Origin of the sequence: Pseudomonas sp. KBS0710, from assembly GCF_005938045.2 — a bacterium.
Lineage (GTDB): Bacteria > Pseudomonadota > Gammaproteobacteria > Pseudomonadales > Pseudomonadaceae > Aquipseudomonas.
On record NZ_VCCF02000001.1, the window covers coordinates 1,760,514 to 1,785,110 of the forward strand.

Sequence of the window (24,597 nt, forward strand, 5' to 3'; positions counted from 1 at the left end):
ACCGAGGCGCCTGCATCGCAGGCAAGCCAGCTCCCACATTTTGACCGCGTTTCCCCTTTGGAATACGGTCAAAATGTGGGAGCGGGCTTGCTCGCGAAGAGGCCAGTCTGAGCACCGCAACACTCACAGGTCAGTAGACCCAAACCTCCACCCGTCGATTCTTGATCCGCCCCTCATCCGCCGTATTCGCCGCCACCGGCATCTGCGCGCCAAAGCCGCGAATATCCCGCAGCACCACGCCGCTCTTGACCAATTCCCGGCGCACCGCCATCGCCCGCAACTTCGACAACAGCGCCGCCCGCTGCGGGTCATTCTTGGCATCACCAAACCCCACCAGCGTCACCTGCTTGTCGAGCTTGCCGTGGCTTTTCAGATACGCCACCACCCGCTGCAGGTCCTGACGTGCTTTGTTATCCAGGCTGGCGCTACCTTCCTCGAAGCGAAAATTCATACTCAAGCGCTGGGCGTCACGGACGATGGTTTGATAGCCCTCGGGCATCGACGCCCGTGGCTCCACGGCAATCGCTTGTACCTGCTGGGCGATAAAACCGTTGGCGGCCACAATCGCCTGGCCTTTGCCACTTTGGGTAAAGTCCACCAGGGCTTTGGCCCACGGGTTACGGTTCGACGGCGGCAGGTAGAAATACAAGCGGCGTGACAGCGGGTAATCCTCGGTGGCGATCAGGCTGGTCATCGGCAACATCGGTTGTGAGTCACCGTCGACAATCGCCAGCGCCTTGGCCTGGCGCACATAGGGCAGGCCGATAAAACCAATGCCGTGGGGGTCATGGCTCACGGCATCGGACAACGCCTCGCTGGACTCGAAACGCTTGGCAGTCGCGGCCAGCGGTTTACCGCGCCGGTTCAGTACCAGCTCTTTAAAGGTGTCATAGGTGCCGGATTGATCATCCCGGGCGTACAGATGAATGGCGCCGCCGACGCCGCCCACCTCTTCCCATTGGCTGACCTCACCGTTGAAAATCTGCGCCAGTTGTTCGGTGTTCAAGGTATTCAGCGGATTTTGCGGGTTGAGGATGATTGCCAGGCCGTCGATGGCGATTACCTGTTCGGCGTCCGGGCTTTTCAGGTCGCCCAGGGGTTCAAGGTCCACCAGCTCGCTGTCCTTGATCGGGCGCGAAGCCGCCGCAAGGTCCGCGTTGGATTTTTTCAGTGCGCTGAACCCGGTACTGGAACCATGGGCTGCGACCTCGACCATGACGGTTTTACCCTGACGCGTCTTGGCGATCACCCGTTGTTCATTGGCGCCATCGCCGGGTTCGCTGTGCACCGCCTGCAAGCCTAGGTGCTCAAGCATGCCCTTGACCAGCGCAGGTCCCAGCGCCGCACCAATGGTATTGGAACCCTGGATGCGCAGTGCGGGGCCTTGGTCGGGAATGGGGAGGGCAGCGGCGACAGCGTGGAGCGGCAGTAGCAACAGGAACAGAACGCGCAGCATCATGCCGGCACCTTCTTAAGCCAAAGGGAGTGCCGCCAGATTAAGTCAGTTGGGTTTCAATAGTGTGACTGGCACACAGCCAAACCCAATGTGGGAGCAGGCAAGCCAGCTCTCACATTGAAGTACACAAACCTTTAGATCAGCTCAATTCAAGCCAGATCGGCGCATGGTCCGATGGCTTTTCCAGCCCACGCAGGTCGTAATCCACACCCGCATCCTTGACCCGCGATACCAGGCCATTGGAGGCCAGGATCACGTCAATGCGCAGCCCACGCTTTGGCTCATCTTCAAACCCACGGCTGCGGTAATCGAACCAGCTGAAGCGGTCGGCCACGTCCGGGTTCAAGTGGCGGAAGCTGTCGACCAGGCCCCAGTTCTTCAGGCGGGCCATCCACTCGCGCTCTTCCGGCAGGAAGCTGCACTTGCCGGTTTTGAGCCAGCGCTTGGCATTGTCGGCGCCGATGCCGATGTCGATATCTTCCGGGGAAATATTGATGTCACCCATCACCACCAGTGGCTGATCATTGCTGAACTGGCTTTCCAGCAGTTGCTGCAAATCTTCATAGAAGCGTTGCTTGGCCGGGAACTTGGTCGGGTGGTCGCGGCTTTCGCCCTGGGGGAAGTAGCCGTTCATCACGGTGATCGACTGGCCATGCTCGTCGGCGAACGTGCCCCAGATAAAGCGGCGTTGGGCGTCTTCTTCGTCGCTGGCAAAGCCTTTGTGCAGGCTCAATGCCGGCTTGCGCGACAGCAGGGCCACGCCGTAGTGGCCTTTTTGCCCGTGGTAGTACACGTGATAGCCAAGAGCCTGCACTTCGGCCAGTGGGAACTGGTCGTCGTGCACCTTGGTTTCCTGCAGGCCGATCACGTCGGGCTGATGCTTTTCAATCAACGCTGCCAGCTGATGAGGGCGGGCGCGCAGCCCGTTGATATTGAAGGAGACGATTTTCATGGTCGGCAGTCCAGTCTGGCAAAAGGGCGATGCTAGCCGACAAGTCCGGCGGGGGCCAGCGTGGCGGTAGGGCGCATGCACTGCTAATGTCTGGGAACGACTGGTGCTGCACGGGTTCGTACCCATAAGAACGCCATCTTTTGAGTGGCGCCCAGGGAGATTGACTGTATGCCGGACACTGCCACTGCCATTGCCGAAATTCGCCTGCTCAACAGCGGCTATTCCCGCGAGGCCCGTTCCTTGTTGTACCAGGCCTATCGGCATGAACCGACCTTCGCCTACATCTTCGAAGCTGAGCGCTCGGGGTACGAACAGCGGGTGCGTGCCACCGTACGTGAGCTGGTCAAGCAGCATTTTTTCCAGAAGCTTCCCGCCATTGGTCTGTTCGTCAACGACCGGCTGATCGGTATCGCCCTGATCGCGCCACCGCAACGGCGCCTGGGCATTACCGAGAGCTGGGCCTGGCAGTTGCGTATGTGGCTGAGCACCGGCGTGCGCGGCACTCGGCGTTATCTGGATTACCACTACGCAGTGCTGGCGTGCCTGCCGAATGAGTCGGTGCATGTGTTGCCGCTGCTGGGTATTCACCCGCAATTCCAGGGCAAGCACTACGGCGAACAACTGTTGCAGGCGGTGCACAACTGGTGTGCCGAAGACCCGCATTCATCGGGTGTGGTGCTCGATACTGGCAACTCGCGTTATCTGGATTTCTACAAGCGCCAGGGCTATGAGGAAATCGGTGAGGTCGCCGTAGGACCCGTCCTGGAACACGTGTTTTTTCATCCGAACCCCCAGGCGTTACATGCTGCAACGGCTTAAGACAGAATTATTCAGACAATTCCGGGTTCAAAGAGTCTCCCCAGCTGTGTAGCATCCGCGCCTATGAAGCTCCCAGGAAGATTTACCAGCGGCTTGATTCTGCTGTTCACAAGCTGCGGCGTATTTGCGCAAAGCGAATTGGACGTGCGCATCAAGCCATCAAACGACGCGTTGAAAGCCAACATCGAAGGCTATATCGGCGGGGTTGGCGATCGTGATGAAGAAGCCTTGCTGCGGTTCAGCCGTGGCGCCGAGGAGCAGGCCCGCAAGGCGGCCCAGGCGCTGGGCTTCTATCAGCCGCGGATCTCCAGTGACGTAAAGGGCGGCAAGAACCCGCGCCTGACCCTCACCATCGACCCCGGCGAGCCGGTGCATTTGCGCAACGTGACCATTCGGGTCGACGGCCAGGCCGCGAGCCTCAAGGCGTTTCGCGTGCCCGCCAGCGACGACCTTAAATCCGGCGCCGTGCTTAACCATGGCAACTACGAAGACGCCAAGCGTCTGATCCAGAACCAGGCGTCGCGCTATGGTTTTTTCAATGGGCGCTTTAGCAGCCAGAAGCTGCTGGTGGACCCGCAAGCCGGCGTCGCCGATATCGAACTCATCTACGACAGCGGCCCGCGCTACACCTTGGGCAAAGTCGGGTTTACCGGCGATACGCCGTTCGATGAAGACCTGCTGCAACGCATGGTGCCGTTCAAAAGTGGTACGCCGTATGACTCAGAGCTGATCGCCGAACTCAATCAAAACCTGCAATCGAGCGGCTTCTTCGAAGGCGTGCGCGTGGACGCCAGCCCAACCGCCTCGACCAACGATGTGATCCCGGTGGCGGTCCAGCTCGACACCCGCAAGCCACGCACCATGGGCCTGGGCCTCGGTTACTCGACCGACGTCGGCCCGCGCGGCAAAGCCAACTGGACCCGCCATTGGGTCAACCCGCAAGGCCACAGCTATGGCTGGGAGGCCGAACTGTCGGCGCCACGCCAGAACGTCGGCCTGTGGTACGACATCCCCCTCGATCCGCCACTCACCGACAAGCTGCGCTTCGCCGGCGGTTACCAGAATGAAGAAATCGCCAACACCGACACCCTGAGTAAATTGCTCACCCTCGGCCCGGAATGGCACAGCAAATTACCCAGTGGCTGGACGCGGGTCATCTCGCTCAAATACCAGCGTGAAGAATATCGCCTGGGCAATGACTCGGGCTTAAGCAACCTGGTGATGCCGGGTATCAACTATTCCTACCTGCGCAGCGATAACCGCATCGACCCGCACAATGGCTATCGCCTGATGTTCGACGCCAAGGTCGCCAAGGAAGGGCTCGGCTCCGACACCAATTTGCTGTACGGCACCGCCACCATCAAGGGCCTGACCACCTTGTGGGACAACCACCGTTTCCTTGGCCGTGCGCAGTTCGGCGGCAGTGCCACCAACGGTTACAAGTCGGTGCCGCCGTCACTGCGCTTCTTTGCCGGTGGTGACCAGAGCGTGCGCGGCTACGAGTACCAGACGCTGTCACCCGAGAACGACCAAGGCAAAACCATCGGCGGGCGTTACATGGTGGCCTTGAGCGCCGAGTACCAATATTCCATCGCCGAAAAATGGCGCATCGCGACCTTTATCGACCAAGGCAACTCCTTCAACACCCTGGAAATGCCCAGCCTGAAAACCGGTGTGGGCGTGGGTGTGCGCTGGGTGTCGCCAGTGGGGCCGATTCGCCTTGACCTGGCCCATGCCCTCGAAGATCCGGGCGGCATTCGTTTGCACTTTTCCATGGGGCCTGAGCTGTGATGCGTGGTTTGAAAATAGCGGGGCTGGCCATTGTGGCGCTCCTCATGCTGGTGCTGTTGGCGCTGTGGACGGTGCTCGGTACTCAAGCAGGCAGCCGTTGGGCCTTGAGCCAGGTGCCGGGGTTGAGCGTGGAAAATTTCCAGGGGCGCCTGGGCGACCAATGGAGCGCCGACCATCTGCTATGGCAGCAGGACGCGAGTCGGGTAGAACTCACTGCACCGAAGTTTGATTGGTCTCCGGGCTGCCTGCTGCGCATGACCCTGTGTATCAACCAACTGGACGTGGAACAGGTCAGCCTGCAATTTCCGCCGAGCACTGAACCGAGTAGCGGCCCGATCACATTGCCGGATCTCAAGTTGCCGGTTGCCATCCAATTGGGCGACGTTCGCGTCGGCAGCCTGCTGTTTAACGGCAGTGAAGAACTCAAGGGCTTGCAACTGGCGGCGCACTGGACGGCCGCCGGTATGCAGATTGATTCGGTGCACCTGCAACGCGATGACCTGGTGCTGGACCTCAACGGCCTGCTGCAACCCAGCGGCGACTGGCCGCTGAGCGCCACCGGTAACCTGAGCCTGCCGTATGCGCCCGGCGGCGCGCCGTGGACGGTTGCGCTCAAGGTTGACGGCGACCTGCTCAAGACCCTCAAGCTCGATGCCGACAGCAGCGGCTACTTGCCCGCCAAGCTCAGCGGCGAGCTGCAACCGTTGGTGGAGAACCTGCCCGCGCAGTTGCACATCACGGCGGATGGCTTCAAACCCAGCGCCGATTTGCCCGACACCTTGCAGCTCAATCAACTGGACCTCACTGCCAAGGGCGACTTGAGCAACGGCTACCAATTGCTCGGCCGAGCCGTACTACCCGCAGAAAAAGGTCCGGTGGCCTTGCTGTTGCAGGGCAAGGTCGACGCCAGGGGCGCACAGATCGCCGGCCTCGACCTGACTGCCGGTGAACAGCAAAGCCTCAAGCTCAGCGCCAACCTGGACTGGCAACAAGGCTTCAGTGCCGACGCGAAAATCAACTGGCTGGATTTCCCCTGGCATCGCCTCTATCCGTTAATCGACGAGCCGCAGGTCGCCTTGCGTACGTTCAACGGTGAAATCTCCTATAAAGACGGCAACTACCTCGGCAATCTGAAAGCTGACCTCGACGGCCCAGCGGGTAAATTCAATCTGGTCACGCCATTCAGCGGTGACCTCAAGCAAGTCTTTTTGCCCGAGCTGAAACTGACCGCCGGTCAAGGCAAGGCCGAAGGCCACCTGAACCTGCAATTTGCCGATGGCATCGCCTGGGACACTGCGCTGGACTTGTCGGCACTCAACCCGGCGTACTGGGTGGCAGAATTGCCGGGCACCTTGGCCGGGCCGTTGCGCAGTAAAGGCGAGTTCAAAAACGAGCAGCTTAAACTGAATGCCGACCTCGACCTCAAGGGCCATTTGCGCGGCCAGACCGCCGTGCTGGCGGCCAAGGCCGAAGGCGCGGGCGCGCAGTGGACCCTGGCCAACCTGGATATCCGCCTGGGCGACAACCGCATCAATGGCAGTGGCAGTTTGCAACAACGCCTGGCCGGGCAGATCGACATCAAGCTGGCGCGACTGGCCCAGCTGTGGCCGCAGTTGCGTGGGCAGATCAACGGCCGCGTGGATGTGGCCGGTACGCTGAAGGCGCCGCAAGGCAAGCTCGAGCTTAAGGGCCAACAGCTGGCGTTTGCGGACAATAAACTGCAAAGCCTCACCCTCGAGGCTGTCCTCGACAACGCCCAGCGCGCGAAGATCGACCTCAAGGGCAACGGCATTCAAGCCGGTGAAACCCAGGTCGGCACCCTGACCGCCAGCGCCCAGGGCGACATCAAGAGCCAGAAGGTGCAACTCGATCTGGCCGGGCCGCTGGTCAAACTCGCCCTGGCTTTGGATGGCAACCTTGACAAAGGCAACTGGCGTGGGCGCCTGGCCAGTGGTGATGTGCAGGCCGGCGGCCAGGATTGGAGGCTGCAAGCCCCGGCCAAAATCGAACGCCTGGCCGACGGCAAGCTGACCTTTGCCGCGCATTGCTGGGTGTCTGGCGGCGCCAGCCTATGCGGTGAAGACCAGCGCCTGATGCCTGAACCCAAGCTGCGCTACCACCTCAAGCAATTCCCGATCGACAGCCTGGCAGCCTTCTTGCCCAAGGATTTCGCCTGGCAGGGCAAGCTCAACGCTGACGTGCAGCTCGATCTGCCCAGCAGTGGCCCTAAAGGCGTGGTGGCGGTGGATGCCAGCGGCGGTACGCTGCGCGTGAAGGACAAGCATCAGTGGGTGGATTTCCCCTACGACACCTTGAAGCTGGAAACCACCCTGAACCCCAAACGCATCGACACGCAGCTGAATTTTCGCGGGGGCAAGCTCGGCGAATTGCTGTTGCAGGCGCAGATCAACCCGTTGCCCAAGGACAAGCCGATCACTGGCACGTTCAGCCTCACCGGCCTGGACCTCGCCGTGGCGCGACCCTTTGTGCCAATGGTGGAAACCCTCAATGGCAAGCTCAACGGTAACGGCCGCATCTCGGGAGGGCTGTTGGCGCCGCAGGTCAACGGCACGGTGAACCTGGTCGACGGTGAAATTTCCGGGCCGGAGCTGCCGATGAGCCTAGAGGGCTTGAACGTGCAGGCGCTGATCGCCGGTGAAAGCGTGCAGCTCAACGGTGGCTGGCGCAGCGGCAAAGACGGGCAGGGCAGCCTCAAGGGCCATGTCGGCTGGGGCCAGGCACTCGCGGTGGACCTGAGCCTGCAAGGTTCGAAATTGCCGGTCACGGTTGAGCCCTATGCCAAGTTGGAAGTAGCGCCGGACCTTAAGATCAGCCTCAAGGACGACAAGCTGGCGATTGCCGGCAAGGTGCACATCCCGCGCGGCGATATCACTGTGCGCGAACTGCCGCCGTCGACGGTCAAGGTCTCGGATGACACGGTGATCGTCGGCAGCCAGACCGAGCAGGGCAAGCCGCCGATGGCGATGGCCATGGACATTGACGTCGAGGTGGGTGAAGACCAGCTTAACTTTGCCGGCTTCGGCCTGACCGCCAAGGTTCAGGGCCATGTGCATATTGGCGACAACATGGACACCCGTGGTGAGTTGTGGCTCAACGACGGCCGTTACCGTGCCTACGGGCAGCGCCTCAATGTGCGGCGTGCGCGGCTGTTGTTTGCAGGTCCCTTGGATCAGCCGTTCCTGGATATCGAAGCGACACGAGTGGTCGTTGAGGATTCCAGGACGGTGACTGCCGGTATTCGCTTGAGCGGCAGCGCGGAACAACCGACCACGCAGATCTTCTCTGAGCCTGCGATGCCTCAGGAGGATGCGTTGTCGTATCTGGTGCTGGGGCGTTCGCGTAACAACACCGGCGAAGACAACAATATGCTGGCTGAGGCTGCTCTGGGCCTGGGTTTGATGGGCAGTGCGGGGGTGACTTCGGATATTGCCAACAAGCTGGGGATTCAGGATTTCGACCTTGATACCCAAGGCAGCGGTAACAAAACAGCGGTGGTGGCCAGTGGCAAGATCACCGAGAAACTCAGCCTGCGCTATGGGGTGGGGGTGTTTGAGCCGGCCAATACCATTGCCTTGCGTTACTTGCTGAGCAAGAAGGTGTACCTGGAAGTGGCCAGTGGTGTCGCCAGTTCGCTGGATATCTTCTACAAACGGGACTTCTAACCCCCGTACTCGATAAAACCTGTGGGAGCTGGCTTGCCGGCGATTGCGATACATCAGTCAATGTTTATGGGCTGATACACCGCGATCGCCGGCAAGCCAGCTCCCACAGTTGTTTGTGTTTCAAGCCCACCTGTCGCCAAATTACCAAGCAAGCTAATAATTCCATTTGACATTCGCTGCCTAAGCAGTAACATCTTGTCATACATTCGCTGCCTAGGCAGTAATAAGGTGACTTTCGATGACCCACTACACCCCTGACAGCTTTCGCAACTGCCACCTCGGCCTGTTGCTGGGCCGGGCGGCGCTGCTCAAGGACCGCATTATCGACACCCATATGGAACCCCACGGCGTCACCGCCGCGCAGTTCAAGGTGTTGATCATCATTGCCCAGTTCGACGTCGACACCCCGGCGGAGCTGTGCCGCAACCTGTCCCTGGACAGCGGCTCCATGACCCGCATGCTCGACCGTCTGGAGCAAAAGGGCCTGCTGGCGCGCAAGCGTTCCGAACAGGACCGGCGTCAAGTGCAGTTGGTGCTCACCGAAGACGGCCAGCGCCTGGCCGACATGTTGCCGCACATCGGCGCTCAGTCGATGAATGAACTGGCCGGGGCCCTGGAGCCTGGTGAGTTGGAAACCCTGGAAAGAATCCTCAAGAAAATTCTGGTAGCTGCCGGTGACGCCATCGTCATCCAGCGGGTAGGTAACCAATGAAAACGCGTGCACTCAGCCTGGTGCTGGTGGCGATGAGCATGGCCGGTTGTGCCAACTTCAGCGGCCTCGACACCCAGGGCCAACGTCTCGACGCCAACACCTTGCAAACCGGCAAATCCTTGAGCGGCGTGACCCTGTCCACGGCCGCCTGGCCGACCGCAGACTGGTGGAAAAGCCTCGGCGACCCACAGCTCGACGGCCTGATCCATGAAGCCCTGCAAAACAGCCCCGATATGCAAGTGGCCAGCGCGCGTGCGCATCAGGCCGAAGCCGCCGCCTATGCCGCCGACGCCGAACGCATGCCCACCCTGGATGCCAGTGCCGGCGTGAGCCGTTCGCGCCTGGCCAAGGACCAGGACCCGCGCGGGCAGGGCGATGCCTATGCCACCGTGCGCAACATCGGCGCCAGCTTCAACTACAACTTCGACCTCTGGGGTGGCCAGCGCGCCGCCTGGGAAGCCGCGTTGGGCCAGGCGCGTGCCGCCGAAGTCGACCAGCAAGCTGCTCGCTTGACCCTGGCGGCCAATGTGGCCAAGGCTTACAGCGACTTGGGCCAGGCGCATATCGTGCGTGACCTGGCCAGCGATGACCTCAAGCGCACCCGCCAGATGCTCGACCTGAGCAAACGTCGCCTCAGCTCCGGTATCGACAGCGAGTACCAGTACCAGCAGACCGAAAGCCTGGAAGCCAGCTCCCAGTCGCAACTGATCGATGCCGAAAAACAGCTGCAAAGCGCCAAGATCGCCCTGGCCGTATTGCTCGGCAAAGGCCCGGACCGTGGCGGCGAGCTGAGCCGCCCGAATGTGCTGAAACCCAGCGCCGTCGCCGTGCCTTCAGTCTTGCCGGCCGAACTGCTGGGCCGTCGCCCGGACCTGATCGCCGCACGCTGGCGTGTCGAGGCCGCGAGCAAGAACGTGGCCGCGAGCAAAACGCGCTTCTACCCCAACCTCAACCTCAGCGCGAGCGCCGGGGCCGAGTCGTTGCTCGGTGATGCGATGTTTGGCTCGGCCAGCCGCTTCTTCAGCATTGCGCCGACCATTTCGTTGCCGATTTTCGATGGTGGTCGCTTGCGTGCCGACCTCGATGCCCGCGACGCCGATTACGACCTGGCCGTGGCCCAGTACAACAAAACCCTGGTGCAAGCCTTGGGCGATATCGGCAACACCCTGATGCAACTGCGCGAAACCGGGCGGCAGATCCAGGCGCAGCAACACGCTGCGGACATCGCCCAGCAGTCTTACGACACCGGCGTGCAGCGTTACAGCTCCGGCATCGGTAACTACCTGGATGTGCTCAGCATCGAGCAGCAATTGCTGCAGGCCCAGCGCCAGCTGGCGACCCTGAATGCCGCGCAGATTGATCTGTCGATTCAATTGATGCAAGCCCTGGGTGGCGGATTCAACGCCGATAACGTGGCCGCGACCACGACCAGCCCCGCCACCCGTACGGAATAATTTGAGGTATTTGTCATGGCCACTGCCGAAAACAGCAACGCAAGTGAAAAACCCGATAACAACCCGCGCAAACGCAAAGTCATGCTGATCGGCCTGGCGCTGATCGTCATTCTTGGCGTAGTCGGCGTGTGGGGCTGGTATGAGTTCTACGGGCGCTTCAATGAAAGCACCGACGACGCCTATGTGAACGGCAACGTGGTGGAAATTACCCCGCTGGTCACCGGCACTGTGGTCAGCATCGGCGCCGACGACGGCGACCTGGTCCATGAGGGCCAGGTGCTGATCAACTTCGACCCGAATGACGCCGCCGTCGGCCTGCAAAGCGCCCAGGCCAACCTGGCGCGCACCGTGCGCCAGGTACGCGGTCTGTACAGCAATGTCGACGGCATGAAAGCCCAGGTCAACGCACAGAAAGCTGACGTGCAAACCGCCCAGGACAACTTCAACCGGCGTAAGACCCTGGCCCAGGGCGGTGCGATCTCCCAGGAAGAACTGTCCCATGCGCGTGACAGCCTGACCGCCGCCAAAAATGCCCTGACCAACCTTGAGCAGCAACTGAAAACCACCAATGCCCTGGTGGACGACACCGTGATTTCGTCTCACCCGGACGTGCAAGCCGCCGCCGCCCAGTTGCGTCAGGCCTACCTGACCAACGCGCGCAGCACCTTGATCGCACCGGTCACCGGCTATGTGGCCAAGCGCACCGTGCAACTGGGCCAACGCGTGCAGCCCGGCACCGCGTTGATGGCGGTGATCCCGCTGGACCAGTTGTGGATCGACGCCAACTTCAAGGAAACCCAGCTGCGCGATATGCGCATTGGCCAGCCGGTGGACATCGAAGCGGACATCTACGGCAGTGACGTGAAATTCACTGGCACCGTCGACAGCCTCGGCGCCGGCACCGGCAGTGCCTTTGCCCTGCTGCCTGCGCAGAACGCTACCGGTAACTGGATCAAGATCGTGCAACGCGTACCGGTGCGTATCCATATCAATGCCGATGAGTTGGCCAAGAACCCGCTGCGCGTGGGCTTGAGCACTGTGGTCAACGTCAACCTGCACGACCAGAGCGGCCCGGTGCTGGCGCAACAGGCACCGCAAAAGGCCTCGTTCACCACCAACGTGTATGACCGCCAACTGGCCGAAGCCGATGCCATGATCACGCAGCTGATCCATGACAACAGCCTCGCCGCACCCAAGGCTGTGCAACGCTGATGAGCGCTAATGCCCCCGCGTCCTTTACGCCGCCCAGCTTGCTGATGGCCACGATTGGCCTGTCGCTGGCGACTTTTATGCAGGTGCTCGACACCACCATCGCCAACGTGGCGTTGCCGACCATTTCCGGCAACCTGGGCGTGAGTTCGGAGCAGGGCACCTGGGTGATCACCTCGTTTGCGGTGAGCAACGCGATTGCCTTGCCGCTCACCGGCTGGCTGAGCCGCCGCTTTGGCGAGGTGAAGCTGTTTTTGTGGGCGACCATTCTGTTTGTGCTGGCGTCGTTCCTCTGTGGTATCTCCACTTCGATGCCCGAGCTGATTGGCTTTCGGGTGCTGCAAGGCCTGGTCGCCGGGCCGTTGTACCCGATGACGCAGACGTTGCTGATCGCGGTTTACCCACCGGCCAGGCGCGGCATGGCCCTGGCGTTACTGGCGATGGTCACGGTGGTGGCGCCGATTGCCGGCCCCATCCTCGGTGGCTGGATTACCGACAGCTACAGCTGGCCTTGGATCTTCTTTATCAACGTGCCCATCGGCATTTTTGCGGTGATGGTGGTGCGTTCGCAATTGAAGAAACGCCCGGTGGTCACCAGTTACCAACCGATGGATTACGTCGGCTTGTTGAGCTTGATCGTCGGCGTCGGCGCCTTGCAGATCATCCTCGACAAGGGCAACGACCTGGATTGGTTCGAGTCCAACTTCATCATCATCGGTGCGGCGATTTCGGTGGTTGCCCTGGCGGTGTTCATCATTTGGGAGCTGACCGACAAGCACCCGGTGGTCAACCTGCGGCTGTTTGCCTACCGCAACTTCCGCATCGGCACCATCGTGTTGATTTTGGGTTACGCGGGCTTCTTCGGCATCAACCTGATCCTGCCGCAATGGCTGCAAACCCAGATGGGCTACACCGCCACCTGGGCCGGTCTGGCGGTCGCTCCGATCGGTATTTTGCCGGTGCTGATGTCGCCCTTTGTGGGCAAATATGCGCACAAGTTCGACCTGCGCCTGTTGGCGGGCCTGGCGTTCCTGGCGATTGGTTTGAGCTGCTTTATGCGCGCAGGTTTTACCAACGAGGTGGATTTCACCCACATCGCTTTGGTGCAGTTGTTCATGGGGATCGGCGTGGCGTTGTTCTTCATGCCGACCTTGAGCATCCTGATGTCCGACTTGCCGCCGGCGCAAATCGCCGACGGTGCGGGTCTTGCGACCTTCCTGCGGACCTTGGGCGGCAGCTTTGCGGCGTCGCTGACCACCTGGATCTGGATTCGCCGCGCCGACCAGCACCACGCGTACATGAGCGAGAACATGACCACCTACGACTCGGCCACCCGTGATGCCTTGCAGGCGCTCGGCGGGGCAGGGCACAAGGCCTATGCGCAGCTGGACCAGATCCTCACCAGCCAGGCGTACATGATGTCCACCGTGGATTACTTCACGTTGCTGGGGTGGATGTTCATGGGCTTGATGTTGCTGGTGTGGTTGGCCAAACCGCCGTTTGGCGCGAAGGCCGGGCCGGAGGCTTCGGGGCACTGATCCGAAGTTGTACTCGGTCAAAAATGTGGGAGCGGGCTTGCTCGCGAAGGCGACGTGTCAGTCAACTAAGGTATCGACTGAACGACCGCTTTCGCGAGCAAGCCCGCTCCCACATTTGGATCTCGGTTCACATTGGAGCGGCGGTGTTTGATAGTTATGCGCCGGGCAACGCCAACTGCGGGTTCACAAAGTCAAACGCCGCCAGCGCAAACCCTTGCTCATCCACCTGCAAAGCCCAACCTTGCTTGTCCCAATCCCCCAGCACAATGCGCTTGGCCGCCTGGTCACCAATCTGCAACTTATGAATGGCGGGGCGGTGCGTATGGCCGTGGACCAGGGTGCGCACGCCGAACTGCTGCATCACTCGTGGGACTTCCTCGGGCGTCACATCCACAATGTCGTTGGCCTTCATGCGCGTTTGCGCGCGGCTCTCGCTGCGCAGCTTGCGCGCCAGCTTGTGGCGGGTGCGCAAGGGCAGGTGCCGCAGAATGAACAAAACAATCGGGTTACGCAGGATGCGCCGCAGCTTCATGTAGCCGACGTCGCGGGTGCAAAGGCTGTCGCCGTGCATCAACAGCACGGGCTCGCCGTAAAACTGCACGACACTCGGGTCCTTGAGCAAGGTAGCGCCTGCGGCTTTGCAGAACGCCTTGCCGATCAGGAAATCACGGTTGCCGTGCATGATAAAAATCGGGGTGCCGCTGCCGCTCAGCTCACGCAATGCTGCGCAAATCGAACGTTGGAAGGGTGTCATCCCATCGTCGCCAAGCCAGGCTTCAAAAAAGTCCCCCAGAATGTACAACGCCTGGACGCCACGGGCGCGGCCGTGGAGCAGATCCAGAAACGCCCGGGTGATGTCCGGGCGCTCCTCTTCCAGATGCAAATCTGAAATCAGTAATATCACCCAACGATCTCGGCTTTCTCGACGATTACGTCTTCTACCGGAACGTCCTGGTGACCTGCCTTGCCGGTGGTTTGCACACCTTTGATCTTGTCAACGACGTCCTGGCCTTCGGTGACTTTACCGAATACTGCGTAGCCCCAACCCTGCACGTTCTTGCCGCTGTGGTTCAGGAAGGTGTTGTCGGCCACGTTGATGAAAAACTGCGCGGAGGCCGAATGCGGCTCCATGGTACGGGCCATGGCGACGGTGTACTTGTCGTTGGAAAGGCCGTTGTCCGCTTCGTTCTGGATGCTTGGGCGCTTGTCTTTCTTTTCTTTCATGCCCGGCTCGAAACCGCCGCCCTGGACCATGAAGTTACCGATGACACGGTGGAAAACGGTGTTTTCGTAGTGGCCGGCGTTCACGTACTCGATGAAGTTGGCGACGGTGATCGGCGCTTTCTCGGCGTTCAGCTCGATGACGATGTCACCGTGGTTGGTGGTCAGTTTGACTTGAGTCATGTTCACTACTCTTTTCAGGGAATTCGTGGGTTTGGACGCCAAGGCGCCGCTACCGGTTTGGCTAAATGTGTGCCAAGGCGGGCAGTTTAGCGTGCCCGGCAGGAATTTCGAGGTGGTTTTTTACCGCCGGTGCATTAAATGCAGCAGTTTTTGGCCGCACTCTGTCAGCGGCTTGACAGCTTCGGCTATGATAAGCCCTTTGTTTTATCTGGCCCCAACCGGCCACGAACCTGTCTGTTCAAGGATCCTATGAGCAAGCCCACTGTCGACCCTACCTCGAATTCCAAGGCCGGACCTGCCGTCCCGGTCAATTTCCTGCGCCCGATCATCCAGGCGGACCTGGATTCGGGCAAGCACACGCAGATCGTCACCCGCTTCCCGCCAGAGCCCAACGGCTACCTGCACATCGGTCACGCCAAGTCGATCTGTGTGAACTTCGGCCTGGCCCAGGAGTTCGGTGGCGTCACGCACCTGCGTTTCGACGACACCAACCCGGCCAAGGAAGACCAGGAATACATCGACGCCATCGAAAGCGACATCAAGTGGCTGGGCTTCGAATGGTCCGGTGAAGTGCGCTATGCGTCCAAGTATTTCGACCAGTTGTTCGACTGGGCCGTCGAGCTGATCAAGGCCGGCAAGGCTTATGTCGACGACCTGACCCCGGAGCAGGCCAAGGAATACCGTGGCACCCTGACCGAGCCGGGCAAGAACAGCCCGTTCCGCGACCGTTCGGTAGAAGAGAACCTCGACTGGTTCAACCGTATGCGCGCCGGTGAATTCCCGGACGGCGCCCGTGTGCTGCGCGCCAAGATCGACATGGCCTCGCCGAACATGAACCTGCGCGACCCGATCATGTACCGCATCCGCCACGCCCATCACCACCAGACCGGTGACAAGTGGTGCATCTACCCGAACTACGACTTCACCCACGGTCAGTCGGACGCCATCGAAGGCATCACCCACTCCATCTGCACCCTGGAGTTCGAGAGCCATCGCCCGCTGTATGAATGGTTCCTCGACAGCCTGCCAGTACCGGCGCACCCGCGTCAGTACGAATTCAGCCGTCTGAACCTGAACTACACCATCACCAGCAAGCGCAAGCTCAAGCAACTGGTGGACGAAAAGCACGTGCATGGCTGGGATGACCCGCGCATGTCCACCCTGTCGGGCTTCCGCCGTCGCGGCTACACCCCGGCATCGATCCGCAGCTTCTGCGACATGGTCGGCACCAACCGCTCCGACGGTGTGGTCGATTACGGCATGCTCGAATTCAGCATCCGTCAGGATCTGGACGCCAACGCGCCGCGCGCCATGTGCGTATTGCGTCCGTTGAAAGTCGTGATCACCAACTACCCGGAAGACAAGGTCGATCACCTCGAACTGCCACGTCACCCGCAAAAAGAAGAGCTCGGCGTGCGCAAGCTGCCGTTCGCGCGTGAAATCTACATCGACCGTGATGACTTCATGGAAGAACCGCCAAAAGGCTACAAGCGCCTGGAGCCGAACGGCGAAGTGCGCCTGCGTGGCAGCTACGTGATCCGTGCTGATGAAGCGATCAAGGACGCCGATGGCAACATCGTCGAACTGCGTTGCTCCTACGACCCGGAAACCCTGGGCAAGAACCCTGAAGGCCGCAAGGTCAAAGGTGTAGTGCACTGGGTGCCGGCCGCCGCCAGCATCGAGTGCGAAGTGCGCCTGTACGATCGTCTGTTCCGTTCGCCGAACCCTGAGAAGGCTGAAGACAGCGCCAGTTTCCTGGACAACATCAACCCTGATTCCCTGCAAGTTCTCACGGGTTGTCGTGCCGAGCCATCGCTTGGCGACGCACAGCCGGAAGACCGTTTCCAGTTCGAGCGCGAAGGTTACTTCTGCGCGGATATCAAGGACTCCAAACCTGGTCATCCGGTCTTCAACCGTACCGTGACCTTGCGTGATTCGTGGGGCCAGTGATTCTGTCTTAAGGGAAATGTCGTGCTAACGATCTACAACACACTCAGCAAGACCAAAGAAGTCTTCAAGCCGCTGGATGGCAACAAGGTGCGCATGTACGTGTGCGGCATGACCGTGTACGACTACTGCCACATCGGCCACGGCCGCAGCATGGTTGCCTTCGACCTGGTGACCCGCTGGTTGCGTTTCAGCGGCTATGACTTGACCTATGTGCGCAACATTACCGACATCGACGACAAGATCATCAACCGCGCCAACGAAAACGGCGAGTCGTTCGACGCGCTGACCGAGCGCATGATCGCTGCGATGCACGAGGATGAGGCGCGCCTCAACATCCTCAAACCGGATATGGAACCGCGTGCCACGGACCATATTCCAGGTATGCACGCGATGATCCAGACCCTCATCGACAAGGGTTACGCCTACGCCCCAGGCAATGGCGACGTGTACTACCGTGTCGCCAAGTTCATGGGCTATGGCAAGTTGTCGCGCAAGAAAATCGAAGACCTGCGCATCGGCGCACGTATCGAAGTCGACGAAGCCAAGCAAGACCCGCTGGATTTTGTGCTGTGGAAAGGCACCAAGCCCGGCGAGCCGAGCTGGGAATCGCCGTGGGGCGCGGGCCGTCCGGGCTGGCACATCGAATGCTCGGTGATGTCCACCTGCTGCCTGGGCGAGACCTTCGACATTCATGGCGGCGGCAGCGACCTTGAGTTCCCGCACCACGAAAACGAAATTGCCCAAAGCGAAGCCGCCACCGGCAAAACCTACGCCAACGCCTGGATGCATTGCGGCATGATCCGCATCAATGGCGAGAAGATGTCCAAGTCCTTGAACAACTTCTTCACCATCCGCGACGTGCTGGAAAAGTATCACCCGGAAGTGGTGCGTTACCTGCTGGTGTCGAGCCACTACCGCAGCGCCATCAACTATTCGGAAGACAACCTCAAGGACGCCAAAGGCGCCCTGGAACGTTTCTACCATGCGTTGAAAGGCCTGCCAGCCGTGGCGCCTGCCGGCGGCGAAGCGTTCGTGGCACGCTTTACCGAAGTGATGAACGACGACTTCGGCACGCCGGAAGCTTGCGCAGTGCTGTTCGAGATGGTGCGCGAGATCAACCGCCTGCGTGAGAGCGATCTTGATGCAGCGGCTGGTCTTGCTGCGCGCCTGAAAGAGCTGGCCAGCGTGCTCGGCGTGCTGCAGATGGAAGCTGATGACTTCCTGCAAGCCGGCGCCGAAGGGCGTGTGGACGCGGCTGAAGTTGATGCGTTGATTCAAGCGCGTCTGGCTGCCCGTGCTGGTAAAGACTGGGCGGAGTCCGACCGTATCCGTGACCAACTGACCGCGATGGGTGTGGTGTTGGAAGACGGCAAGGGCGGCACGACGTGGCGGTTGGCTGATCAGGCTTGATCGGTAAACCCTGAATGAAAAACGCCCCGACTGGTTCGGGGCGTTTTTTTGCGGGGTGCTATTTCAGCGGCCTACTCAATCCAAATGTGGGAGCGGGCTTGCTCGCGAATGCGGTGGATCAGTTAAAGATGTATCAACTGACACTCCGTCTTCGCGAGCAAGCCCGCTCCCACATTTTACCGTGCCCGCTCTGCATACCCGCTGTTGTTGGATTTGTCCCTGGGTTGGGCTGGAAACGAGCCAGCGCCTGCTCCAATTGCCGGAAAAAAGTGGGTGATGGCGGGGCAGCAAGCTTACTTAAAATATGGAACTTTCGGTGTCCGACTAACCAATGAAAGGTTGCAGCCTTATGGGCTTTTCAATCCATTAGTCGGGAGAGTGGTAGATGTGGAATCCAGGGGTGACAGGGCCAGTGGGTGGGAGCGGCCTTTATGCTCAGAACGGCGTGCTACCGAATTCAGTAACTACTGCCTCTGCGGCTGATGTTGCTGCGGTAAGACAACAGGTCCACGAGTGGCTAGGAGCGGCGTCAGGGCACAAGGTCCAAACGGCCTCGAGTTTGATTGACCGGTTGAAGCTGATCCGGGAAAGGACGGGTGACGTCGCCTTCAAGAACAATCTTAACAAGCTGATCCAGACCATTGACCACTACGTAGAGGCCAAGGCTGCTGTTGGTCAGTCTATGCAGCAACTGTTCCCGGATGCGGGTAATCCGCCTAATTCCAGGCCACCGAATAATAATAGCCATCATCGCCTTGTACTCAACAGACCTGTACTTCGTCATACAGAGCATGTAAGTCATAACGTGCCGATTCAGAGGGCGAGCCATGATGACTTCTACACCGACAGGAGCAATCCTGGTCGAAAACCTGGTGTGGGTAATGAGCCCGGCAATATCTGGAGTGGTTTCAAGCAGGGACCAAATAAAAGCAATTGTGCCACGGTTGCATCAATAAAGGCCGCAATGATGAAGTTTGGCCAGAAGCCCACCGATATTTTCAGGCAGGTCATTGCATCGGGTAATGGCTGGGACATACAGATGCGGGATGGCCGCTCGTACCACCTTTCCAAGAATGAACTGGCGCAGGCAACCTACAGATCTGAATTTAGTGGTGATAATCCGGCGATGGTGGCACATGCTAATTTTTTGTATGCCGTGAGTGCTAAACGCAAGCAAGTAGAGAGCAAAGACGGTTATGCGGGAGGTTTCGAGCGTGCGTTATTCCGCATCAATGCGGGTGAGCCTTATGGTCAAAATGTCAATGGGTTGGTTCGCCTTGGCCTTGGCGCTCACACTCGCGTAACCAGTGTTGAAAACTTGGCGCGTGGGCAGTTGGGTCTGGTGACTCACGCCGTTCCGATTAATGGTCAATCGGTGGGCCATGCGCTTGCAGTGATCAATGGGCGAGAGGACGTGTGGGGTAGGCAAGGCGGGAGCCCGCCGACTAACATTCACGCTAACGCATTGGCTTTGGTTTGACGCGTGATTGGGCATGCTTATAGGGCGTGATCTATTTTAGCGCGCTACGCACGCTGCGTGAGAGCGCTCTATAACCGGGCGTGACCGCATGAGTTTAAAGGCTTGCGGGTGATCTGATAACGACTTTGAACAAAGCCGTTGTCCGATATACGTGTACCGATATGCCGTAATTCACGCCCGCTGCCGGCCATCACCTCAAGCCCTGTGCAAGGTGCCGCGGAGCGTCACGGGATGCTAGGAAATATCGGATGTTTCGTCTTTTGTCGTGTGAGCGGGATGTAGGATTATTCTGTCTTGTGCGTGATGAAAAACGCCCCGACTGGTTCGGGGCGTTTTTTTGCAGGGTGTTATTTCAGCGGCCTACTCAATCAGTGTGGGAGCGGGCTTGCTCGCGAATGCGGTGGATCAGTTAAAGATGTATCAACTGACACTCCGTCTTCGCGAGCAAGCCCGCTCCCACTTTTTACCGTGTCCGCTCTGCATGCCCGCTGTTGTTGAATTTATCCCTGGGTTGGACTGGAATTGAGGTTTAGTGTTTTTTCCACCATCAACTGGATTCCCTCCAGCATCCGGCAAATTCCAAGCACCACGCTGCGCGGATTGCCGTCTACCTCAAACGCCAAATGGCTTGCCAGCGCTTGAACTGACGCAAGATCCTCCGACGCGTTCACCAGCAGCGTCTCGACGTCTAATCCTTCGCGCACGGTAAACACACCATGGCGCTCAGATGACGGCTCTGGTTTCTCGGAAGGATTCAGATAATGGTTAATTGCTCGATGAGCAGCAGCGTGAAACGCAGTTGAATCCGACGGCGGGTTTGGACTGTCTTTAATCATGACGAAGCTCCTAGAGTATTGGAGTCGCCACCCATCGCTGCGAAACGATATCTGGGTGGCAGCTGTACGCAGGTTCGCAGACCGGGACTCTAGGCACCCGGCATACCCGAAGGTATCCCGCGCACAGCCGCCATAACATCAGGCATAAAAAAGCGCCCGCTATCTTGAGGTGGACGCTGTGCGTCTAGAGTTTAACCGGGCTGCGAAACCCGGTCGCTGAATTTGCAGCGACCCCGGAAGATTAGGCAGCCATCTTCCGAGGGGCAACCCTAAAAAGCTGTCGGAAATTTCTTTGATAGCGGGTGCACGCACATTGCCGGAATGGTGGCGTCCCCAATCCAAAGATGGGAGCGAGCAGGCAAGCTCTCACAATTTTACTGAGTCCAGCTCCCTAATTGGCGCTACTCCGGTAGCGAAGTCAGATGCGGCGCTGAGTCACTGACCTCATAAGCGCAACTCTGCGCTTCGCTGCGGATCAACCGGTGGTATCGGTCATTTTTGAAATGCACAGCAACGCCATCATCTACCGCGTAGGCAGGCTGTATACCCTGACGCTGCACAAGCTCGATAAACGATGTTTCCCTTCCTGCCTCTGAGCTGAAATGCGGACACAGGGCTCCGGGAAGTAAGCCGAGACCTTCGACCAGTGCAAAGGCACCCCCTGAATCCGAGTGGCCATAATCAAACCAGCAAATGGCTCCGGCACTCACACCACAGAGCACTGTGCCTTTTTCCCATGCCTCTTTCAGAAGTGCGATAACGCCAAATTCGCGCCACGTAGCCAGCATGGCTCGCGTATTTCCGCCGGGCACATAAATGATGTCGGCCTGCTCAATCAGCGAAGAGATCTGATCTGTGCTGGGGAAGGGGTCGATGAAAAACGTCAGTGTGGTGACGGTGCAACCGGCGCTTTCATATTTTGCGATGAAGTCAGAGATTTTAATTCGGTCATCGCCATTGGCTGTGGAGATATAGAGAACATTCGGGCATGTCTTGCCCGACGAGGCGACAATGTGCTGGTCGATACGCGTCATGCGCGCTCTCTCATCAGCCGACTCTCCGCCTATAACAATGATATTTTTATTCATCCTGACCTCTGTCCCGTCTTAGGCCGACTGAGTCACTTGATACCGACTCTGCACAAAGCCGTTATCCGATACACATGTATCGATATGCTGCAGTTCATGCTCGCTGCCGATCTGACTGAACAACGATATTCCCTGCCCGAGCAAAACCGGAATGCGGCTGATGATGACCTCGTTAATCAAGCCCGCCTCAAGAAACGCCTGGATCGTTTGGCCGCCATCGATGTAAAGATGCTGCATGCCACGCTCGGCCAGCTGTGCGACCAATGTGGTCGGGTCTACGGCCATCACCTCAACCTTGCCGTGCAAGTGGGCAGGCAGCTCAAACGCTGTATGAGACAGCGCGATGACCGGCGTACCCTCATACGGCCACTCGGGAAACGACAAGACTTTTTCCAGGGTTTTGCGACCCATCACCAACGTATCAACGGTGGCAATGAAGCTTTCATAGGTTACGCCGTTCAGTTCGGCGGCTTCGTATTCGGGCCGGTGCAGCCATTCGATATCGCCGTCTGCCCGGGCAATAAATCCGTCGACGCTGGCTGCGATAAAGACCGAGCATTTGATTTCCATGGGGGGTGACTCTCCTTTTTTTTAGGCCTTCGATTGCGGGCTGTAACGCTAATGTTAATTTAATCCACGGGTGTAATAAGCGAGTATTGCCAAATGTTACCTTGGGTTTTCCGGCGGCTGTCTGCGCCGCTTTTTTAGTGCGAGGCTGTATGCGAAGTTGGTTGAGCCGCTACCGTTACGTCATCCTTTTCTGGCTGTGCTTCGGGGTGTTCCGCACCTCGCTGGCCGACTGGAACCCCATCCCGTCCGGGTCGATGCGCCCGACGTTGCTTGAAGGCGATGTGGTACTGGTCAACCGCGTGGCGTATGACCTCAAGTTGCCGCTTACGGATATATCCCTGGCCAAGCTGGATGACCCTAAACGCGGCGATGTGGTGACTTTCTCGTCACCCAAGGACGGCATGCGTTTAATCAAACGCATCGTCGGCATTCCCGGCGATACCCTGGAAATGAAAGATGAGGTGCTGTGGGTTAACGGCACACCCGCCACCTACAGTGATGGCCAGGACATCAGCGAACCGATCGTACCAGGCCAAAGCGTACCGGGTATCAAGCTGATCGAGCATGCCAGCAACAGTCAGCGCAGCATTCAGTTCATGCCCACGGTTCGGGCATTGCGAAATTTCGGCCCGGTCACTGTGCCGGCCGACAGTTATTTCATGCTCGGCGACAACCGCGATAACAGCGATGATTCGCGCTACATCGGCTTTGTGCCACGCCGCTTGCTGATCGGGCACGCGCATCATGTGCTGACGTCAGCTGAGATACTCGACCATTGGATGCCGCGCTTGAACCGGTTCGGCGCGCCGATTCTGTAATTACCCCTTGGCGCCCACTGCGCGAATTGCGAACCCCGCGATGTTGGCCAATTGCTCGACGGTAGCGCCGCCCTTGCCGGCGATCTTCATGCCGCTGAGGGTGGCCATCAGGAAATCGCAGGCGCCCGGCAGATCGGTGCCCGGCGCAAGTTCGCCCTGTTCCTGCGCGCGTCCCAAGGTTTGTTCGAATGCACGGCGCAAACGCTCGGCGCTGTGGGCAGTGAGCTGGTTGATTTGCTCATCCTCCTGGCCGAATTCGCAGATCGCATTGACGCCCATGCACCCAGCAGTGCCTTCGCGAAGCGCGCGGGTGGCGAAGGAGTTCAGGGTGTCGTGCAGGCTTTGCAGCGGTGTCGGGCCTTGGCCCAGGCGCTCGATCAGGTCGTCGACGCCCGTGCGCTGATACTCGGCCATGGCCTGCAGGTACAACTGGCGTTTGTCGCCAAAGGTGTTGTACATGCTCTGGCGGCTGAGCCCCATGGCCTGCATCAGTTCCTCGGTTGAGGCGGCGGCAAAACCCTTGTCGCAAAATACGCGGATGGCGTGTTGCAGCACCTGGTCGCGGTCGAAGGCTCGGGGTCTTGCCATGGGGTACCTCTGTAATGTGAAGGGTCAGGCCAGGTAGCCACCGTCGATGCTCAGGCTGGTGCCGGTAACAAACGCGGCTTCTTCGGACGCGAGGTAGGCGACCATGCCGGCGATTTCGTCAGTGGTGCCCACGCGGCCCAAGGGCACCAGGCTTTTGATCAAGTCGGCATGCGGCGCATCGGCCGGGTTCATGTCCGTGCTGGTCGGGCCGGGCTGGACGTTGTTGACGGTAATGCCGCGCGGAGCAAAATCAATCGCCAGGCCGCGGATCATACCGGCGATCGCCGCCTTCGTCATGCTGTAGACGCTGGAGCCGGGGAAGGCCGAGCGCTGCGCTACCACACTGCCTACGCTGATGATCCTGTCGCCACTGCGCATCACGGCTGACGCGGCTTTCGCGGCGGCGAACGTCGCGCGTACATTCACGGCGAACAGGCGGTCGAAGTCTTCCAGACTGAACTCATCGACGCTGCCGAGCTGCAAGATCCCGGCATTGTTGACCAGGATATTCAGCGCGCCGAAATGCGCAACGGTGGTGGTCACGGCCCGGGCAATCGCCGCCACATCGGCGCTGTCCGCCTGAATGGCCAGGACTGTGCCGCCTTGGCTCTGGATCTGGCCGACCAGGGCTTGCGCCTTGTCAGAAGACGCGGCGTAGGTGAAGGCGACTGCCGCACCTTCAGCTGCCAGGCGCCGCACGATGGCTTCGCCAATGCCACGGGAACCGCCGGTTACCAGGGCGACTTTGTCAGTAAAACGTGCAAGATGAGCGGTCATGGGTGTGCCTGTTTTTAGTGGATTAAAAAATCCATTAAACCGTATCAACTGCTTGCGGCGCT

Annotated in this window: 20 protein-coding genes; 11 read left to right on the forward strand and 9 right to left on the reverse strand. The window is 59.5% G+C overall.

The window, feature by feature from the left end; genetic code table 11:
* Window positions 1–130 precede the first annotated feature (130 nt).
* Window positions 131–1,459, reverse strand: coding sequence for a substrate-binding domain-containing protein (locus FFI16_RS08265; RefSeq protein ID WP_138814864.1), 1,329 nt, complete (start codon window positions 1,457–1,459; stop codon window positions 131–133).
* Window positions 1,460–1,595: 136 nt separating this feature from the next.
* Window positions 1,596–2,408: an exodeoxyribonuclease III gene (gene xthA / locus FFI16_RS08270; protein ID WP_017134623.1), complete on the reverse strand. Its 813-nt coding sequence runs from the start codon at window positions 2,406–2,408 to the stop codon at window positions 1,596–1,598.
* A 168-nt stretch (window positions 2,409–2,576) separates the two neighbouring features.
* Between xthA and FFI16_RS08275 the strand changes: the two genes are divergently transcribed.
* From FFI16_RS08275 to FFI16_RS08305, 7 genes are all read left to right on the forward strand, one after another.
* Window positions 2,577–3,227: an N-acetyltransferase gene (locus tag FFI16_RS08275; RefSeq protein ID WP_138814865.1), complete on the forward strand. Its 651-nt coding sequence runs from the start codon at window positions 2,577–2,579 to the stop codon at window positions 3,225–3,227.
* Window positions 3,228–3,290: 63 nt separating this feature from the next.
* Window positions 3,291–5,018 carry an autotransporter assembly complex family protein gene (locus FFI16_RS08280; protein WP_138814866.1) on the forward strand — a complete coding sequence of 576 codons (1,728 nt, stop codon included), beginning with the start codon at window positions 3,291–3,293 and terminating at the stop codon, window positions 5,016–5,018.
* Window positions 5,018–8,701 (forward strand): translocation/assembly module TamB domain-containing protein, encoded by a 3,684-nt coding sequence (locus FFI16_RS08285; protein WP_178112651.1) that lies wholly within the window; start codon window positions 5,018–5,020, stop codon window positions 8,699–8,701. Before FFI16_RS08280 ends, FFI16_RS08285 begins: the two co-directional genes overlap by 1 nt.
* 238 nt (window positions 8,702–8,939) lie before the next feature.
* Window positions 8,940–9,413, forward strand: coding sequence for a MarR family winged helix-turn-helix transcriptional regulator (locus tag FFI16_RS08290; RefSeq protein ID WP_058421761.1), 474 nt, complete (start codon window positions 8,940–8,942; stop codon window positions 9,411–9,413).
* Window positions 9,410–10,867, forward strand: a complete 1,458-nt coding sequence (locus FFI16_RS08295; RefSeq protein ID WP_138814868.1) for an efflux transporter outer membrane subunit — start codon at window positions 9,410–9,412, stop codon at window positions 10,865–10,867. The genes FFI16_RS08290 and FFI16_RS08295 overlap by 4 nt, the downstream gene beginning before the upstream one ends.
* A 15-nt stretch (window positions 10,868–10,882) precedes the next feature.
* Window positions 10,883–12,079, forward strand: coding sequence for an efflux RND transporter periplasmic adaptor subunit (locus FFI16_RS08300; protein WP_138814869.1), 1,197 nt, complete (start codon window positions 10,883–10,885; stop codon window positions 12,077–12,079).
* The gene (locus tag FFI16_RS08305) at window positions 12,079–13,614 is read left to right on the forward strand and encodes a DHA2 family efflux MFS transporter permease subunit (protein ID WP_056858494.1); all 1,536 of its coding nucleotides are present in this window, start codon (window positions 12,079–12,081) and stop codon (window positions 13,612–13,614) included. Before FFI16_RS08300 ends, FFI16_RS08305 begins: the two co-directional genes overlap by 1 nt.
* A 154-nt stretch (window positions 13,615–13,768) precedes the next feature.
* Here the strand turns inward: FFI16_RS08305 and lpxH are convergent, their stop codons facing one another.
* Window positions 13,769–14,518, reverse strand: a complete 750-nt coding sequence (gene lpxH, locus FFI16_RS08310) for a UDP-2,3-diacylglucosamine diphosphatase (protein WP_138814870.1) — start codon at window positions 14,516–14,518, stop codon at window positions 13,769–13,771.
* A complete protein-coding gene (locus tag FFI16_RS08315; RefSeq protein ID WP_095016761.1) occupies window positions 14,515–15,018 on the reverse strand; it encodes a peptidylprolyl isomerase in 504 nt (167 codons plus the stop codon). Before FFI16_RS08315 ends, lpxH begins: the two co-directional genes overlap by 4 nt.
* 249 nt (window positions 15,019–15,267) lie before the next feature.
* Here FFI16_RS08315 and FFI16_RS08320 point away from each other — a divergent pair, with 249 nt between their 5' ends.
* The 3 genes from FFI16_RS08320 (at window position 15,268) to FFI16_RS08330 (ending at window position 19,858) form a co-directional block, all read left to right on the forward strand.
* Window positions 15,268–16,968, forward strand: a complete 1,701-nt coding sequence (locus FFI16_RS08320; RefSeq protein ID WP_026013499.1) for a glutamine--tRNA ligase/YqeY domain fusion protein — start codon at window positions 15,268–15,270, stop codon at window positions 16,966–16,968.
* Between the two features lie 21 nt (window positions 16,969–16,989).
* A complete protein-coding gene (gene cysS, locus FFI16_RS08325; RefSeq protein WP_032889792.1) occupies window positions 16,990–18,378 on the forward strand; it encodes a cysteine--tRNA ligase in 1,389 nt (462 codons plus the stop codon).
* 559 nt (window positions 18,379–18,937) lie between these two features.
* Window positions 18,938–19,858, forward strand: a complete 921-nt coding sequence (locus FFI16_RS08330) for a hypothetical protein (RefSeq protein ID WP_256666239.1) — start codon at window positions 18,938–18,940, stop codon at window positions 19,856–19,858.
* A 500-nt stretch (window positions 19,859–20,358) separates the two neighbouring features.
* Here FFI16_RS08330 and FFI16_RS08335 read toward each other — a convergent pair whose 3' ends face one another.
* The 3 genes from FFI16_RS08335 to FFI16_RS08345 form a co-directional block, all read right to left on the reverse strand.
* Complete coding sequence (locus FFI16_RS08335; RefSeq protein ID WP_138814872.1) at window positions 20,359–20,694, reverse strand: DUF6124 family protein; 336 nt, start codon at window positions 20,692–20,694, stop codon at window positions 20,359–20,361.
* Window positions 20,695–21,095: 401 nt separating this feature from the next.
* Window positions 21,096–21,782, reverse strand: coding sequence for a peptidase E (locus tag FFI16_RS08340; protein ID WP_138814873.1), 687 nt, complete (start codon window positions 21,780–21,782; stop codon window positions 21,096–21,098).
* Window positions 21,783–21,800: 18 nt separating this feature from the next.
* Complete coding sequence (locus FFI16_RS08345) at window positions 21,801–22,352, reverse strand: dihydrofolate reductase family protein (protein WP_138814874.1); 552 nt, start codon at window positions 22,350–22,352, stop codon at window positions 21,801–21,803.
* A gap of 149 nt (window positions 22,353–22,501) precedes the next feature.
* Here FFI16_RS08345 and lepB point away from each other — a divergent pair, with 149 nt between their 5' ends.
* Complete coding sequence (gene lepB, locus FFI16_RS08350; RefSeq protein WP_138814875.1) at window positions 22,502–23,170, forward strand: signal peptidase I; 669 nt, start codon at window positions 22,502–22,504, stop codon at window positions 23,168–23,170.
* On the opposite strand, the gene FFI16_RS08355 is transcribed toward lepB, so the two are convergent.
* Together FFI16_RS08355 and FFI16_RS08360 are read right to left on the reverse strand one after the other, a co-directional pair.
* On the reverse strand, window positions 23,171–23,758 hold the full coding sequence (locus tag FFI16_RS08355) for a TetR/AcrR family transcriptional regulator (RefSeq protein WP_138814876.1): 588 nt from the start codon (window positions 23,756–23,758) through the stop codon (window positions 23,171–23,173).
* Window positions 23,759–23,782: 24 nt separating this feature from the next.
* Window positions 23,783–24,535: a 3-oxoacyl-ACP reductase family protein gene (locus FFI16_RS08360; RefSeq protein WP_138814877.1), complete on the reverse strand. Its 753-nt coding sequence runs from the start codon at window positions 24,533–24,535 to the stop codon at window positions 23,783–23,785.
* Between the last annotated feature and the right edge of the window lie 62 nt (window positions 24,536–24,597).